The sequence below is a fragment of the Pseudomonas bananamidigenes genome (assembly GCF_001679645.1).
Lineage (GTDB): Bacteria > Pseudomonadota > Gammaproteobacteria > Pseudomonadales > Pseudomonadaceae > Aquipseudomonas > Aquipseudomonas bananamidigenes.
In genome coordinates this window covers 24702-39610 of sequence record NZ_LRUN01000006.1, presented here as the reverse complement: position 1 = coordinate 39610, position 14909 = coordinate 24702, and the positions used below count along the sequence as shown (strand labels likewise).

The 14909-nt window shown below is 61.8% G+C and carries 16 protein-coding genes; 7 read left to right on the top strand and 9 right to left on the bottom strand.

The genetic code is table 11. The features are described 5' to 3' along the window. Positions 1-5 precede the first annotated feature (5 nt). Positions 6-614, bottom strand: coding sequence for a LemA family protein (locus BBF94_RS03110; protein WP_065257594.1), 609 nt, complete (start codon positions 612-614; stop codon positions 6-8). 73 nt (positions 615-687) lie between these two features. Continuing rightward, positions 688-876 carry a hypothetical protein gene (locus tag BBF94_RS27440; RefSeq protein WP_141676545.1) on the bottom strand — a complete coding sequence of 63 codons (189 nt, stop codon included), beginning with the start codon at positions 874-876 and terminating at the stop codon, positions 688-690. On the opposite strand from BBF94_RS27440, the gene bglX reads away from it, so the two are divergent. Continuing rightward, complete coding sequence (gene bglX / locus BBF94_RS03105) at positions 875-3166, top strand: beta-glucosidase BglX (RefSeq protein WP_065257593.1); 2292 nt, start codon at positions 875-877, stop codon at positions 3164-3166. The two genes, BBF94_RS27440 and bglX, sit on opposite strands and share 2 nt — an antisense overlap. Positions 3167-3309: 143 nt before the next feature. Here the strand turns inward: bglX and BBF94_RS03100 are convergent, their stop codons facing one another. The 5 genes from BBF94_RS03100 to BBF94_RS03080 all read right to left on the bottom strand — a co-directional run bounded on the left by BBF94_RS03100 (position 3310) and on the right by BBF94_RS03080 (position 7564). Continuing rightward, positions 3310-4467 (bottom strand): phospholipase D-like domain-containing protein, encoded by a 1158-nt coding sequence (locus tag BBF94_RS03100; protein WP_065257592.1) that lies wholly within the window; start codon positions 4465-4467, stop codon positions 3310-3312. 1 nt (position 4468) lies between these two features. Further along, positions 4469-5059 (bottom strand): YceI family protein, encoded by a 591-nt coding sequence (locus BBF94_RS03095; protein WP_065257591.1) that lies wholly within the window; start codon positions 5057-5059, stop codon positions 4469-4471. An 81-nt stretch (positions 5060-5140) separates the two neighbouring features. Further along, complete coding sequence (locus tag BBF94_RS03090) at positions 5141-5443, bottom strand: amidase (protein WP_065257590.1); 303 nt, start codon at positions 5441-5443, stop codon at positions 5141-5143. After that, positions 5440-6519, bottom strand: coding sequence for a serine hydrolase domain-containing protein (locus BBF94_RS03085; RefSeq protein ID WP_065257589.1), 1080 nt, complete (start codon positions 6517-6519; stop codon positions 5440-5442). Before BBF94_RS03085 ends, BBF94_RS03090 begins: the two co-directional genes overlap by 4 nt. A 166-nt stretch (positions 6520-6685) precedes the next feature. Further along, positions 6686-7564 (bottom strand): acyl-CoA dehydrogenase middle domain-containing protein, encoded by an 879-nt coding sequence (locus BBF94_RS03080; protein ID WP_065257588.1) that lies wholly within the window; start codon positions 7562-7564, stop codon positions 6686-6688. Between the two features lie 153 nt (positions 7565-7717). Between BBF94_RS03080 and olsB the strand changes: the two genes are divergently transcribed. Together olsB and BBF94_RS03070 are read left to right on the top strand one after the other, a co-directional pair. Further along, positions 7718-8473, top strand: a complete 756-nt coding sequence (gene olsB, locus BBF94_RS03075) for an L-ornithine N(alpha)-acyltransferase (protein ID WP_065257587.1) — start codon at positions 7718-7720, stop codon at positions 8471-8473. Continuing rightward, positions 8473-9267 (top strand): lysophospholipid acyltransferase family protein, encoded by a 795-nt coding sequence (locus BBF94_RS03070; protein WP_065257586.1) that lies wholly within the window; start codon positions 8473-8475, stop codon positions 9265-9267. The genes olsB and BBF94_RS03070 overlap by 1 nt, the downstream gene beginning before the upstream one ends. A gap of 14 nt (positions 9268-9281) precedes the next feature. Here BBF94_RS03070 and BBF94_RS03065 read toward each other — a convergent pair whose 3' ends face one another. Further along, positions 9282-9854: an acyl carrier protein phosphodiesterase gene (locus BBF94_RS03065; protein WP_065257585.1), complete on the bottom strand. Its 573-nt coding sequence runs from the start codon at positions 9852-9854 to the stop codon at positions 9282-9284. 171 nt (positions 9855-10025) lie between these two features. Between BBF94_RS03065 and BBF94_RS03060 the strand changes: the two genes are divergently transcribed. The 3 genes from BBF94_RS03060 to BBF94_RS03050 are packed head-to-tail and all read left to right on the top strand — an operon-like array spanning position 10026 to position 12607. Further along, positions 10026-10328 (top strand): ArsR/SmtB family transcription factor, encoded by a 303-nt coding sequence (locus BBF94_RS03060; RefSeq protein ID WP_065257584.1) that lies wholly within the window; start codon positions 10026-10028, stop codon positions 10326-10328. A 33-nt stretch (positions 10329-10361) separates the two neighbouring features. Next, a complete protein-coding gene (locus tag BBF94_RS03055) occupies positions 10362-11525 on the top strand; it encodes an MFS transporter (RefSeq protein ID WP_065257583.1) in 1164 nt (387 codons plus the stop codon). Between the two features lie 32 nt (positions 11526-11557). After that, on the top strand, positions 11558-12607 hold the full coding sequence (locus BBF94_RS03050) for an alkene reductase (RefSeq protein WP_065257582.1): 1050 nt from the start codon (positions 11558-11560) through the stop codon (positions 12605-12607). Between the two features lie 248 nt (positions 12608-12855). Here BBF94_RS03050 and emhR read toward each other — a convergent pair whose 3' ends face one another. Continuing rightward, a complete protein-coding gene (gene emhR, locus BBF94_RS03045; protein ID WP_065257581.1) occupies positions 12856-13488 on the bottom strand; it encodes an efflux system transcriptional repressor EmhR in 633 nt (210 codons plus the stop codon). Between the two features lie 266 nt (positions 13489-13754). Here emhR and emhA point away from each other — a divergent pair, with 266 nt between their 5' ends. Beyond that, positions 13755-14909, top strand: a complete 1155-nt coding sequence (emhA, locus tag BBF94_RS03040) for an efflux RND transporter periplasmic adaptor subunit EmhA (RefSeq protein ID WP_065257580.1) — start codon at positions 13755-13757, stop codon at positions 14907-14909.

The window sequence follows — 14909 nt, the reverse complement described above, 5'->3', positions numbered from 1 at the left end:
CCGGCTCAGAACTTCACTTCCGGGGCCTTGTCCGCGCCGGGGCTGGTGGCTTCGAAGGTTTCGCGGATCGGCAGATCGCTGTACATCACGCTGTGCCACAGGCGACCAGGGAAGGTGCGGATCTCGGTGTTGTATTTCTGCACCGCCAGAATGAAATCCCGGCGCGCCACGGCGATGCGGTTCTCCGTGCCTTCAAGTTGCGATTGCAGGGCGAGGAAATTCTGGTTGGCCTTCAGGTCCGGATAACGCTCGGACACCACCATCAACCGGCTCAAGGCACCGGTCAGTTGATCCTGCGCCTGCTGGAACTGCTTGAGCTTTTCGGGGTTGTCGAGGGTGCTGGCATCCACCTGGATCGACGTTGCCTTCGCCCGGGCCTCGACCACCGCCGTCAGGGTGGCCTCTTCGTGTTTCGCGTAGCCCTTCACGGTTTCCACCAGATTGGGGATCAGGTCGGCGCGGCGCTGGTACTGGTTCTGCACCTGACCCCAGGCGGCCTTGGCCTGCTCGTCGAGGGTGGGAATGTTGTTGATGCCGCAAGCGGTCAACAGCATGGCCAGCACCAGCAAGGTGGCGACCTGCAAGCGCGAGCGGTAGACAGGACTGACATTCATCGTTTCGAAGCTCCCTTGCACATGACATGAATGACCGCACACCGGACCTTCCGGGCCGGCTCCCGGGACATAATCAGCCGCGCCACTGGATTGCAGCGGGCCGATGGGCTAAAAAGAGGCCCTGCGCGATCACGTCGCCGACATTGGCGCCGTCTATTCGGCTGTCGTTTTTTGAATCAGCACCCGAACAACAATAGTCGCTCCCTAAATTTTGGCTGGCCGGTGTTGTAACGCCGTTTAGGCCCTTGAGAAAACTATTCATGAAGAAGCTGTGTTTGCTGGGCCTGTTCGTCAGTCTGGCCAGTCATCAAGTACTGGCCGCCACGACCCCGGTACCTCTGGAAAACAAGGACGCGTTCATCAGTAACCTGATGAAACAAATGACCCTCGACGAGAAGATCGGCCAGTTGCGCCTGATCAGCATCGGCCCGGAAATGCCCCGCGAGCTGATCCGCAAAGAGATCGCTGCCGGCAACATCGGTGGCACGTTCAACTCGATCACCCGCCCGGAAAACCGTCCGATGCAGGACGCTGCGATGCGCAGCCGCCTGAAGATTCCGATGTTTTTCGCGTACGACGTGATCCATGGTCACCGTACGATTTTCCCGATTCCCCTGGCCCTGGCGTCGAGCTGGGACATGGATGCCATTGGCCAGTCCGGGCGCATCGCCGCCAAAGAGGCCGCAGCCGACAGCCTCGACATCACCTTCGCGCCGATGGTCGACATCTCCCGCGACCCGCGCTGGGGTCGCAGTTCCGAAGGTTTCGGTGAAGACACCTACCTGACTTCGCGCATCGCCAAAGTGATGGTCAAGGCCTATCAGGGCGACACGCCGAGCGCGGCCGACAGCATCATGGCCAGCGTCAAGCATTTCGCCCTGTACGGCGCGGTCGAAGGCGGTCGCGACTACAACACCGTGGACATGAGCCCGGTGAAGATGTACCAGGACTATCTGCCGCCGTACCGCGCCGCCATCGATGCCGGCGCCGGTGGCGTGATGGTCGCGCTGAACTCGGTCAACGGCATCCCGGCCACCGCCAACACCTGGCTGATGAACGACCTGCTGCGCAAGGAGTGGGGCTTCAAGGGCCTGGCGGTCAGCGACCACGGCGCGATCTTCGAACTGATCAAGCACGGCGTGGCCGCCGACGGTCGTGAAGCGGCGAAGCTGGCGATCAAGGCCGGCATCGACATGAGCATGAACGACACCCTGTACGGCAAAGAGCTGCCGGGGCTGCTCAAGTCCGGCGAGATCGAACAGAAAGACATCGACAACGCCGTGCGGGAAGTCCTCGCCGCCAAGTACGACATGGGCCTGTTCAAGGACCCGTACCTGCGCATCGGCAAGGCTGAAGACGATCCGGCCGACACCTACGCCGACAGCCGCCTGCACCGCGCCGAAGCACGTGAAGTGGCCCGCCGCAGCCTGGTGCTGCTGACGAACCGTAACGAAACCCTGCCGTTGAAGAAAACCGCCAGAGTCGCGCTGGTCGGCCCGCTGGCCAAGGCGCCGATCGACATGATGGGCAGCTGGGCCGCCGCCGGTCGTCCGGCGCAATCGGTGACCCTGTTCGACGGCATGAGCAATGTGATCGGCGACAAGTCGAACCTGATCTACGCCCGTGGTGCCAACATCACCAGCGACAAGAAGATCCTCGATTACCTGAACTTCCTCAACTTCGATGCCCCGGAAGTGGTCGATGACCCGCGCCCGGCCAACGTATTGATCGACGAAGCGGTGAAAGCCGCCAAAGAGGCCGACGTGGTGGTTGCCGCCGTGGGCGAATCCCGTGGCATGTCTCACGAATCGTCGAGCCGCACCGACCTGAACATTCCGGAAAATCAGCGGGAGCTGATCCGCGCTCTGAAAGCCACCGGCAAGCCGCTGGTGCTGGTGCTGATGAACGGCCGTCCGCTGACGATCCTTCAGGAGAAGGAACAGGCTGACGCGATCCTGGAAACCTGGTTCAGCGGCACAGAGGGCGGCAACGCCATCGCCGACGTGCTGTTCGGTGACTACAACCCGTCGGGCAAACTGCCGGTGACATTCCCGCGTTCGGTGGGCCAGATCCCGACTTACTACAACCACCTGAGCATCGGTCGGCCTTTCACGCCGGGCAAACCGGGCAACTACACCTCGCAGTATTTCGATGACACCACAGGTCCGCTGTTTCCGTTCGGTTACGGCCTGAGCTACACCGATTTCAGCCTGAGCGACATGGCGCTGTCGTCGACCACCCTGAACGCCACCGGCAAGCTTGACGCCAGTGTCATGGTCAAGAACACCGGCAAGCGGGATGGCGAAACCGTGGTGCAGTTGTACATTCAGGACGTTACCGGTTCGATGATCCGCCCGGTCAAGGAGCTGAAGAACTTCCAGAAGATCATGCTCAAGGCCGGCGAACAGAAAGTCGTGCACTTCACCATCACCGAGGATGACCTGAAGTTCTACAACGCCCAGCTCAAATATGCCGCCGAGCCGGGCAAGTTCAACGTGCAGATCGGCCTGGATTCCCAGGATGTGACGCAGCAGAGCTTTGAATTGCTGTAACAGTAGGCACACTGCAAAACCTGTGGGAGCGAGCTTGCTCCGGGCGGCGATCCGACGAAGAGGCCATCACATTCAACATTGATGTTGACTGTCAGGCCGCATTCGCGAGCAAGCTCGCTCCCACAGTTGTTTTGGGGCAGCGACTAGCCGCGTCTGTCCAGCAGGTTGACCACCACCCGATCCACCCAGCCCCAGATCCGCTGCTTCACCCGGCGCCACAATGGCCGACGCTGCCATTCTTCCAGACTCACCTGCTGACTCAGGCCGAAGTCCTTCTCGAAACTCGCCACCACCTCTGCCGTCAATGACGGGTCCAGCGCTTCCAGATTCGCCTCGAGGTTGAAGCGCAGATTCCAGTGATCGAAGTTGCACGAACCGATGCTCACCCAATCGTCCACCAGCACCATTTTCAGGTGCAGGAAACACGGCTGGTATTCAAAGATTTTCACCCCGGCCTTGAGCAGGCGCGGGTAGTAGCGATGGCCGGCATAACGCACCGACGGATGATCGGTGCGCGGCCCGGTCAACAGCAGACGCACATCGAGACCACGGGCGGCAGCCTTGCGCAGGGAGCGGCGGATCTTCCAGGTCGGCAGGAAGTACGGCGTGGCCAGCCAGATGCGCTGTTGGCCGCTGTTCAGGGCACGGAACAAGGACTGCAGGATGTCGCGATGCTGACGGGCGTCGGCGTAAGCCACCCGGCCCATGCCCTCCCCCGTGTCAGGCACTCGCGGCAGTCGAGGCAGACCAAAATTCGCGTGGGGCTTCCAGGCCCGGCGATGGCGGTTGGCGATCCACTGGCGGTCGAACAGCAATTGCCAGTCGAGCACCAGCGGGCCAGAGATGTGCACCATCACTTCATGCCATTCACTGCTGTCATGGCCCGGCTTCCAGAACTCGTCAGTGACCCCGGTGCCGCCCACCACCGCCAGCCGCTGATCCACCAGCAACAGCTTGCGGTGATCGCGGTAGAAATTGCCGACCCAGCGCCGCCAGCTCAGGCGATTGTAAAAACGCAGCTCGACACCGGCGAGGGTCAGGCGCTGACGCAAGGTCAGGGTGAAGGCGAGACTGCCGTAATCATCGAACAGACACCGCACCCGCACCCCGCGCTCGGCCGCCAGCACCAGCGCCTGGACCACGGTTTCGGCACAGGCGCCGGCCTCCACCAGATACAGTTCCAGCTCGATCTGCTCCCGGGCCGCCGCGATTTCTTCAAGCATGCGCGGGAAGAATTGCGGGCCGTCGATCAACAGTTCGAAGCGGTTGCCGTCACGCCAGGGGAACACTGCGCCGCGCATGTCAGCGTGCCGCAAAGATCAGCACCGCACCCACCGGCACCGACAGACTGATGGCCGACAGGCCGGCCATTTTGCGCAGGCTTTCCAGCCCCGGCAGCAGATCGAAGTCCTCGGCACTGATCACCAGCGGTTCAAGGGTCACCACTTGAAAACGTCGGTCATCGAGGCGCGTGGCAAGCAATTCGGCGGGATATTCACGCTGTTTGCCATGCAGATTGACGGTCAGCGGCAGGCGCAATTCAAGCTGCGCGCCAGGCGCCAGATCGTTGATCGGGCGCAGGTCGATCTGTGTGGTGATGGTCGCTTCGGGAAATTGTTCGATCTGGAACAGTTCCTTGCGCATGCGCTCGTCGCGCAGCGGAATGCCGCTGTTGATCGAATCCAGTTCGACCTCGACTTCGGCGCGACCATCGGGATCGACCTTGCCGTGCAGTACCAGAAAGCGTTGAACTTCGGACACGTTGGCGTTTTTCGTGCTGACGAAGGAGAGCCGCGACGACTCGCCGTCCAGATACCAGTTGGCCTGGGCCGGCAGCGCAGCGGCGCCCAGCAGCAGGCCGGCGAAGGCGTTGCACAGAGAACGGTTGAACATTGAAAACTCGTGGGGCCGATTAACCTGCACGAACCTTAACTGCCTGAAGCCGGGTTGCAAACTGGCAGTTCATTTTGCTGATCAGGGATTGAGACGACAGCCCTGACGCTCGCCCTGCCATTGGGCGCTGTTGATACGGCCCATGCCGCTGGCACTGACGAGTTTTTGTGCAGCGTTATCGGTCAGCTCAGCGGGCAACCACTGCTTGACGTAACCCCGGCAATATTCGGCATCGTTGTTCATTACGTAGCGGCACGAACAGTATTCCTTGGCGGTATAGGCGCTGATGATATCGGGGAAGGCCCACAGGTTTTCCCGTTCATGCCAGCCCCAGCCCAGCAGCACGACAAACAACACCAACAGGAGGCGTCTGAACAATTTCATGGCCGCACCGCCCCGAGCACGCGCTTGAGCAATTCGTTATGGCGATAGCTGCCGTCGCGGTCATCGCCGTAGCGCACGATCACCAGTCTTTCGCTCGGGATCACGTACAGCGCCTGGCCCCAGTGACCGAGGGCGGCGAAGGTGTCGGGCGGTGCATCGGGCCATGGCGAGGGGGCGCCCTCCGCCGAGCGATTGAGCCACCACTGTCCGCCGGGTACGGCTTCGTCCTGATCAGCCTTGTAGCCGCCGAAGGGCTGGCGGTTGAACGCCACCCATTCTTCTGGCAGCAACTGCCGGTCGTTCCAGCGCCCGTTCCGTTCCATCAGCAGGCCGATCCGCGCAAGATCCCGGGCCGTCAGGTAGGCATAGGACGACGCGACGAAGGTGCCTGTGGCATCGGTTTCCCAGGTGGCGTGGCGGATGCCCAACGGATCGAAAAGCGCTGTCCATGGATAGTCCGGATAACGCTGCGGACCGACCATGGTTTTCAGCGCCGCCGCCAACAGATTGCTGTCGCCGCTGGAATAGCGGAACGCCTGGCCCGCCGGCGCGTAGCTGTCGTGATCGGCGGTGAACGCGGCCATGTCGCGGTGGCCACGGGTGTAAAGCATCGCCACCACCGAGGACTTCAGCGGGGCGTATTCGTAGTCTTCCTGCCAGTCGATGCCCGAGGCCCAGTGCAGCAGATCGGCCATCTTGATCGCGGGGTGTTTTTCCAGCACCGGGTAAAACTTTGCGACGGGATCGTCCAGCTTGAACAAACCTTCGCCGTAGGCCACCCCCATCACCGTGGCCATCAGGCTTTTGCTGATCGACCAGGTCAGGTGTGGAGTGTCGGCGGTGGTCGCGGCGCCATAGCGTTCATAGACGATCTGGCCGTCGCGGACCACCAGCAAGGCATCGGTGCGGATGCCCAGGCGGGTGTTGTCGTCGCGGGCGGGAAAGGCGTAAGCCTCCAGTGCCTCGACGGCCGGGCCGGTGATTTTCGGAGCGGTCGGCCATTGTTCGCCCGGCCATTGTTCGGCCTGGACCGTGAAGCTGATCAGCAGCAGAAAAAGGGGCAGGCCTTTGAACATGTTGAGGGCTCTGGAGATGAACCCGCCAAGCCTAGCCGGCGTTCATGACAGATGTGTGGTGTTTTTGAGGGCGCCATCGCGAGCAGGCTCGCTCCCACATTTGATCGAGTTCCTCCAATTGGAAAGCGTTCGAATGTGGGAGCGAGCCTGCTCGCGAAGGGGTCAGTCAATTCACTGCCAATGCCTTGGCCAGCCGTTTGGCCCGAGCCCCCGCCGCCAACTGCATCAACGCCTGATCGCGCTGCCACATCGCCGCCCACTCCGGACGGCTGTCGCGCAACGCCTGATCGACCTCCGGCTTGAGCCCGTCGAACTGCGCAAACAACCCGCCGAGCAACACATGCCCCGCCGGATTGTTCGGCGGCTGGCGACTGGCCTCCGCACACCCGGCCAACAGCGCCAGCAAGCGCAATTGCAGCGGCTGCGGCCAGCCGCTGTCCTGACCGACGCCGAACAACCACGCGGTCATGGCGCTCAGTACATAGACATCTTCAAGGGTACGGAAGGGTTTGACGTAGGCATCCCAACCGTCTCCGGCGAGCAACTCGCACAGGGCGTCGTCGAGGTGCAAACGACCATGACTGATATCCGGCATCAACGGCAACGCCGGGAGTTTTTCCACACGCACGCCGGACTCGCCGGGGTACACCACCGCCAGACTCAGACGCGGTGATTCGCCGGGTTGCTCACTGCGCGCGGCGATCAGCAGCCAGTCCGCCGCATCGCCGGCGGTGACGAAATCCTTTTGCCCGGTGAGGCGCAGATCCGTGAGGCGGGTCTGCATGTCCGCCGGACGCAGGCTGCGCTGCTCGGTCGCACACAACGCGCCCAGGCTCGGCGGTGCGCTCGGCCAGAGCATGCGCAACGCCGCCTGATAGCCCACCAGAAACGCCAGCCCCGGCGTCGCCATCCGCCGCCCTCCCGCCACCGCCAGTTCGAACGGCGTGACGCTGCCCAGTTGATGCAACAGCGTGGCGAAACCCTCCGCCAGATCGGCAACGGCGGGCAGGCGTTCGCGGCATTCAAGCAGGGTCGACCAGGTCATCAGAGGCTCCTTGTGGGCTGTCATATAAGCATCACCAAACATTCATGGCGATGACACCGGGGCTACATAGCCTGACTTTGCACAACACAGCTGCATAAAGAAAGTCGATCGGCTGTAACCCACGACGGGTTAAAGGCCCGTACGGAGATTCAAATGACTCAGATCGCCCGCATCAGCGACACCGGCAATGAACGCCGCCTGCAAGCCGAACGCCTGATCGGCGCCGAAGCGTTGCAGCAAGCCCAGGCCTTGCGTTTCAACGTGTTCAGCGGCGAGTTCAACGCCAAGCTGAAAGGCGCGGAACTGGGTCTGGACATGGATGACTATGATGTTCACTGCAGCCACATCGGCGTGCGTGACCTGAACACCGGTCGCCTGGTGGCGACCACCCGTTTGCTCGATCACACCGCCGCCAGCAGCCTGGGCCGGTTCTACAGCGAAGAAGAATTCAGCCTGCATGGCCTCGCCGGTCTTCAAGGGCCGATCCTGGAAATCGGTCGCACCTGTGTCGACCCGGCCTACCGCAACGGCGGCACCATCGCCGTGCTCTGGGGCGAACTGGCCGAGGTGCTGAACCAGGGCGGCTACAGCTACCTGATGGGTTGCGCGAGCATCCCGATGCAGGACGGTGGCGTACAGGCGCACGCGATCATGCAGCGTCTGCGCGAGCGTTATCTGTGCACCGAACACTTGCGTGCCGAACCGAAGAATCCGCTGCCGGCGCTGGATATTCCTTCCAACGTGATCGCCGAAATGCCGCCGTTGCTCAAGGCCTACATGCGCCTCGGGGCGAAGATCTGTGGCGAGCCGTGCTGGGACGAAGATTTCCAGGTCGCCGACGTGTTCATCCTGCTCAAGCGCGACGAGCTCTGCCCGCGCTATGCCAGGCACTTCAAGGCGGCCGTGTGATGAGCCGGCTGCGGGTGTACGCGCGAATCGCGCGGGTGCTGCTGGTGGTGACGCTGGGCCTGAGCATGGCCAGTGTCTTCGGGGTTTTCGAACGCCTGGGGCTGGCCCATTCGATGCAGCGCCGGCAGCGCTGGTCGCGTTTTTTCATGGCGCGCCTGAGCAATGCCCTGCCCTTTCGCGTGACCGTCCACGGTGAGCTGCCGAAGCAGCCGATGCTGTGGGTCAGCAACCACGTTTCATGGACTGACATTCCATTGCTCGGCATGCTGACGCCGCTGTCGTTTCTGTCCAAGGCCGAAGTGCGTACCTGGCCGGTGGCCGGTTGGCTGGCGGCGAAGGCCGGCAGCCTGTTCATCCGTCGCGGTTCGGGCGACAGCCAGTTGATCCGCAAACAGATGACCCGTCACCTGCAAACAGATCATCCGCTGCTGATGTTCCCGGAAGGCACCACCACCGACGGTCGTTCGCTGCGCACCTTTCATGGTCGCCTGCTGTCGGCGGCGATTGATTCGGAAGTGATGCTGCAACCGGTGGCGATCCGTTATCTGCGCAATGGCGAGATCGATACGCTGGCACCGTTCATTGGTGACGATGATTTGCTGTCGCACCTGATGCGTCTGTTCAGCAACGATTGCGGCGAGGTGGACATTCACCTGCTCAAGCCGATTGCCTGCCAGGGTCGGGAGCGCGCGGCGCTGGCGTATGAAGCCCAGCAAGCGGTGCAGAAAGCGTTGTTCGGCGAGGTGGCCAAACCGGCCGAGCCACGCCGCGCAGGCGAACTGATTGCGGCCTGATCGTCATCCTCTGCCTACAGCTGTCGGCCTGCAAAGTCCTGCAGCTGTGGGTAGAACAAGCGAAAGTCATCACTGAGCGGTTCATACAACTGCCGCAATTCCTGCATCGCCCCCGCCAGTTCTTCAGGTTTGCTCAGGCGCCGGGAAATTCCGCGCAGCACCTGCTCCAGCACTTCGAACTCCTGATACGAACCCAACCAGTCATTGGCCACCATGTGCGGCGCGATCTTCGCCAGGCGCTCGGGCAATTGCCGCTCGCTGGACAGCACGCGGTAAACATCGGTGGTGAACTGCCCCAGCGGTCGGTCGGCGTACAGCGCCCAGTCCCGGGCCAGGCAATGGTCGAAGAACACGTCGAGGACGATGCCGGCGTAGCGGCGGCGGGTCGAGGTGAACCGCGCCAGTGAAGCGTCCACCAAGGGATGACGATCGGTGAACACATCGATCTGACGATGCAGGGCGATCGCCGCTTCGATCTCCGGGTCAAACTGCCCTTGCAGCCGCCCTTTGACGAAATCGCCATACAGACTGCCGAGCAATTGACCGGGACGCTGGCCACCAAGGTGCAAATGTGCGAGATAGTTCATGGGCGCAGCTTAGCACCGCGCCGGCGTTTGTTTACACCTCACATATCGTTATAACCCGATATACCGATTTATGCGGTCGTCAGATCGAATTCATATTGGTATATCGCGAAATACCGATTTAAAGTTCGCCTCATCGCGATATAACGCTACATACATCACGAGCAACCAGCCATGAACATTGACCTCGACGAAATAATAAAAGCCCTGGCACACCCAGTACGGCGAGACATCCTCAACTGGCTGAAAGACCCGAAAGCCGAGTTTCCGGAACAGATCCACAACCACGAGTACGGCATCTGTGCCGGGCAGATCGACCAACGCTGCGGCCTGTCGCAATCGACTGTCTCCGCCCACCTGGCCACCCTGCAACGCGCTGGATTGATCAGCAGCCAGAAAGCCGGCCAGTGGCACTTTTTCAAACGCAACGAGGACGTGATCCAGGCGTTCCTCAGCACCCTCAGCAAAGAGCTCTGACCCTTAACGTCAGCCAGCCAAAAGGACCAAACGATGCCCCTCTCGCTACTCATACTCGCCTTGAGCGCCTTCGCCATCGGCACCACGGAATTCGTCATCATGGGCCTGCTGCCCAATGTGGCGACCGATCTCGGTGTGTCGATCCCCGGTGCCGGCTGGCTGGTGACCGGTTACGCCCTGGGCGTGGCGATCGGTGCACCATTCATGGCGATGGCCACTGCGCGATTGCCGCGCAAGGCTGCACTGGTCGCGCTGATGGGCATCTTCATTATCGGCAACCTGCTTTGCGCCATCGCCACTGACTACAACGTACTGATGTTTGCCCGAGTGATCACCGCCCTCTGTCACGGCGCGTTCTTCGGCATCGGCTCGGTGGTTGCCGCCAACCTGGTGGCGCCGAACAAACGCGCGTCTGCCGTGGCGCTGATGTTCACCGGCCTGACCCTGGCCAACGTGCTGGGCGTACCGCTGGGCACCGCCCTCGGCCAGGAAGCCGGCTGGCGTTCGACCTTCTGGGCAGTGACCGTGATCGGCGTGATTGCGCTGCTCGGCCTGATCCGCTTTTTGCCGGCCAAGCGTGACGAGGAAAAACTCGACTTGCGCGCCGAACTGGCCGCCCTCAAGGGCGCCGGGATCTGGTTGTCCCTGAGCATGACTGCGCTGTTCGCCGCGTCGGTGTTCACCCTGTTCACTTACGTCGCACCACTGTTGGGTGATGTCACCGGCGTCTCGCCCCGTGGCGTGACCTGGACCCTGATGCTGATAGGACTGGGCCTGACCGTCGGCAACATCATCGGCGGCAAACTGGCCGACAAGGGCCTGGCAGCCACGCTGATCGGCGTGTTCATCGCCATGGCCTTGACCTCCACCGTTCTGACCTGGACCAGCATCGCGCTGATCCCCACCGAAATCACTTTGTTCCTCTGGGCCACCGCGTGTTTTGCCGCGGTGCCGGCCCTGCAGGTCAACGTCGTGACCTACGGCCAGGCCGCACCGAACCTGGTGTCGACCCTGAACATCGGCGCCTTCAACGTCGGCAATGCGCTGGGTGCCTGGGTCGGCGGCAGCGTCATCGCCCACGACTACGGCCTGACCAGCGTGCCTCTCGCCGCTGCCGCGCTGGCGGTCCTGGCGCTGCTGGTGACCCTGATCACATTCCGCCAGAACGGTAACCCCGAGCTGGCCACCGCTAACTGATTCACTCACTGACTTCACGAGGGTTGTATCTCATGGCAACAATTTTCGATCCGATCAAGCTGGGCGATCTCGAGCTGTCCAACCGCATCATCATGGCGCCGCTGACCCGCTGCCGCGCCGACGAAGGCCGCGTACCGAACGCACTGATGGCCGAGTACTACGTGCAGCGTGCCTCCGCCGGGCTGATCCTCAGCGAAGCCACTTCCGTCACTCCGATGGGCGTCGGCTACCCGGACACCCCGGGCATCTGGTCCAACGATCAAGTGCGCGGCTGGACCAATGTGACCAAGGCGGTTCATGCCGCCGGCGGCAAGATCGTCCTGCAACTGTGGCACGTCGGGCGGATTTCCCACCCGTCGTACCTGAACGGCGAAACCCCGGTCGCCCCTAGCGCCATCCAGCCGAAAGGTCACGTCAGCCTGGTTCGCCCACTGGCCGACTTCCCGACCCCGCGTGCGCTGGAAACCGCTGAAATCGCCGACATCGTCGACGCCTACCGCGTCGGTGCGGAAAACGCCAAGGCCGCCGGTTTCGACGGCGTGGAAATCCACGGCGCCAACGGCTACCTGCTCGACCAGTTCCTGCAAAGCAGCACCAACCAGCGCACCGACAACTACGGCGGCTCCCTGGAAAACCGTGCCCGCCTGCTGCTGGAAGTGACTGACGCGGCGATCGAAGTCTGGGGCGCCGGCCGTGTCGGCGTACACCTGGCACCACGCGCCGACTCCCATGACATGGGCGACGACAACCTGGCCGAAACCTTCACTTACGTCGCCCGCGAACTGGGCAAGCGTGGCATCGCCTTCATCTGCTCCCGCGAGAAAGAAGGCGCAGACAGCCTCGGCCCGCAGTTGAAAGAAGCCTTCGGCGGCGCGTACATCGCCAACGAGCGCTTCACCAAGGACAGCGCCAACGCCTGGCTGGCCGAGGGCAAGGCCGACGCCGTGGCATTCGGCATCCCGTTCATTGCCAACCCGGACCTGCCGGCTCGTTTGAAGGCCGATGCCCCTCTCAACGATGCTCGCCCTGAACTGTTCTACGGCAAGGGCCCGGTCGGATACATCGACTACCCAACGCTGTAAGCCACTGCGCCGAAACGCAAAAAGCCCCGACTCGCCAGAGCCGGGGCTTTTTCATGGGCGCTGATCAGGTTGGGCGCTGACACCTGCTCACAAACATGAAACAAAATCCCTACAAAATACGTAGTTCGCTACGTATCAACTCGATTCGATGAGGTATATAAAAGCAGTCCGTTGCAGCAAGGCGAACGAACAGGGATCTTCTTTCGCCTGCTTGATTGATCCAACCTGATCCGATTTTGCATTTTGTTTCATTTGCGCAGGCCGGGACTCCAGCGCAGCATATCCAGCCCTGTATCGACCCAGCGCTCGGCTTCGGCGTACAGCTCGAAGCTGTCCGGGGCCAGCAGCCACTGATACAGGATGCCGTCGATAAAGGCGTGAATGCTGATGGCAGCACGGGCGGTGTCGAGGTCCGCTGGCAGTTGCCCACGATTGACCGCGTTACTCAGTGTCAGCGCGATCCGCACATTGCAATCGAGACTGGCAGTCCGGCGCTGTTGGCGCAGGTCGCACATTTCATCGGTGAACTCGCACTTATGAAACAGAATTTCGTTGATACGCCGAGTCTTCGGATCCAGCGCAACCTGCTGAAACAAATGAATCAGCAACTGACGCATGCAGCCCAGCGGATCCAGCTCGTCCTCGCTTTCGCTGGCCTTGGCCAACTCGTCGAGCGGCTCACGCAACGTCTCGAGCATCGCCTGCAACAGATCCGCCTTGTTGCTGAAGTGCCAGTAGATGGCACCGCGGGTCACACCGGCCAGGCTCGCGATGTCGGAGAGCGTCGTGCGGGCCACGCCCCTTTCGAAGAAAGCTTTCTCGGCGGCTTCCAGAATCTGGCTTCGCGTTTCCTGAGCTTCCTCTTTGGTACGACGAACCATGGCAGTAAAACCTCAAACAGGATGGTTCAGGGATGGCTGAATATCCGCTGAATAAAAAGGGGCGGATCTCTCGCGGATCACTTCCCCGGCCTACAATTTCAGACCTTGCCACGACTTTTGTAACCGATTGGGTACGCAGCCAAGGTGTTTACAAACAACCATGAACGTAAGTATATTCATTAGCAAGCTACTTATCCACCCGGCACCCATTTTTTACCCTTCCACACTTCTTGTGCGCTTTTCGCGCGCCTGACCCGAGGATCTTCATGCAATTCAAGCCAGCTGTTACCGCTCTGGTCACTGCCGTCGCCCTGGCATCGCTGCTCAGCGGATGTAAAAAGGAAGAGGCGGCTCCCGCCGCACCGCCTCCTCAGGTCGGCGTCGTCACCCTGCAACCACAAGCCTTTACCCTGACGTCGGAACTTCCGGGCCGCACCAGTGCGTTCCGCATCGCTGAAGTCCGCCCGCAGGTCAACGGCATCATTCTCAAGCGTCTGTTCAAGGAAGGCGGCGATGTCAAAGCCGGCCAGCAGCTGTACCAGATCGATCCGTCGGTCTATGAAGCGACCCTGAAGAGCGCCGAAGCCAACCTGCGTTCGACCAAGTCGATCTCCGACCGCTACAAGCAACTGGTCGACGAGCAGGCCGTGAGCCGTCAGGAATACGACACGGCCGTGTCCAACCGCCTGCAATCGGAAGCCTCGCTGCAGAGCGCGCAGATCAACGTGCGTTACACCAAGGTCTACGCGCCAATCTCCGGGCGTATCGGCCGTTCTTCGGTCACCGAAGGTGCGCTGGTGAGCAACGGTCAGGCCGATGCGATGGCGACCATCCAGCAACTGGACCCGATCTACGTTGACGTGACGCAGTCTTCGGTCGAACTGCTGGAACTGCGCCGCGAGCTGGAAAGCGGCCGTCTGCAGAAGGCCGGCGACAACGCCGCCGCGGTCAAGCTGACCCTGGAAGACGGCAGCCAGTACAAGCTCGACGGTAAGCTGGAATTCTCCGAAGTGTCGGTCGACCCGACCACCGGTTCCGTGACCCTGCGTGCCGTGTTCCCGAACCCGGATCACACCCTGTTGCCTGGCATGTTCGTGCGTGCCCAGTTGCAGGCCGGTGTCAACGCCGCGGCCATTCTGGCACCGCAACAAGGCGTGACCCGTGATCTCAAGGGCACTCCGACCGCGCTGGTGGTGGGTGCGGACAACAAGGTCGAACTGCGTCAGCTCAAGGCCAGCCGCACCGTCGGCAGCCAGTGGCTGATCGAAGACGGCCTGAAAGCCGGCGATCGCCTGATCACCGAAGGGCTGCAATTCGTGCGTCCGGGTGTCCAGGTCAATCCGACCGAAGCGACCAACGTCGCCAAGAACCCGGCACCCGCCAAGGCAAATGACAAGGCCTACGGCGGCAAAGGGGAGTAA

Bases quoted from the DNA above. Each gene is read 5' to 3' on its own strand.
- BBF94_RS03110 (WP_065257594.1), bottom strand. From the start codon at position 614: ATGAATGTCAGTCCTGTCTACCGCTCGCGCTTGCAGGTCGCCACCTTG.
- bglX (WP_065257593.1), top strand. From the start codon at position 875: ATGAAGAAGCTGTGTTTGCTGGGCCTGTTCGTCAGTCTGGCCAGTCAT.
- BBF94_RS27440 (WP_141676545.1), bottom strand. From the start codon at position 876: ATGAATAGTTTTCTCAAGGGCCTAAACGGCGTTACAACACCGGCCAGC.
- BBF94_RS03100 (WP_065257592.1), bottom strand. From the start codon at position 4,467: ATGCGCGGCGCAGTGTTCCCCTGGCGTGACGGCAACCGCTTCGAACTG.
- BBF94_RS03095 (WP_065257591.1), bottom strand. From the start codon at position 5,059: ATGTTCAACCGTTCTCTGTGCAACGCCTTCGCCGGCCTGCTGCTGGGC.
- BBF94_RS03090 (WP_065257590.1), bottom strand. From the start codon at position 5,443: ATGAAATTGTTCAGACGCCTCCTGTTGGTGTTGTTTGTCGTGCTGCTG.
- BBF94_RS03085 (WP_065257589.1), bottom strand. From the start codon at position 6,519: ATGTTCAAAGGCCTGCCCCTTTTTCTGCTGCTGATCAGCTTCACGGTC.
- BBF94_RS03080 (WP_065257588.1), bottom strand. From the start codon at position 7,564: ATGACCTGGTCGACCCTGCTTGAATGCCGCGAACGCCTGCCCGCCGTT.
- olsB (WP_065257587.1), top strand. From the start codon at position 7,718: ATGACTCAGATCGCCCGCATCAGCGACACCGGCAATGAACGCCGCCTG.
- BBF94_RS03070 (WP_065257586.1), top strand. From the start codon at position 8,473: ATGAGCCGGCTGCGGGTGTACGCGCGAATCGCGCGGGTGCTGCTGGTG.
- BBF94_RS03065 (WP_065257585.1), bottom strand. From the start codon at position 9,854: ATGAACTATCTCGCACATTTGCACCTTGGTGGCCAGCGTCCCGGTCAA.
- BBF94_RS03060 (WP_065257584.1), top strand. From the start codon at position 10,026: ATGAACATTGACCTCGACGAAATAATAAAAGCCCTGGCACACCCAGTA.
- BBF94_RS03055 (WP_065257583.1), top strand. From the start codon at position 10,362: ATGCCCCTCTCGCTACTCATACTCGCCTTGAGCGCCTTCGCCATCGGC.
- BBF94_RS03050 (WP_065257582.1), top strand. From the start codon at position 11,558: ATGGCAACAATTTTCGATCCGATCAAGCTGGGCGATCTCGAGCTGTCC.
- emhR (WP_065257581.1), bottom strand. From the start codon at position 13,488: ATGGTTCGTCGTACCAAAGAGGAAGCTCAGGAAACGCGAAGCCAGATT.
- emhA (WP_065257580.1), top strand. From the start codon at position 13,755: ATGCAATTCAAGCCAGCTGTTACCGCTCTGGTCACTGCCGTCGCCCTG.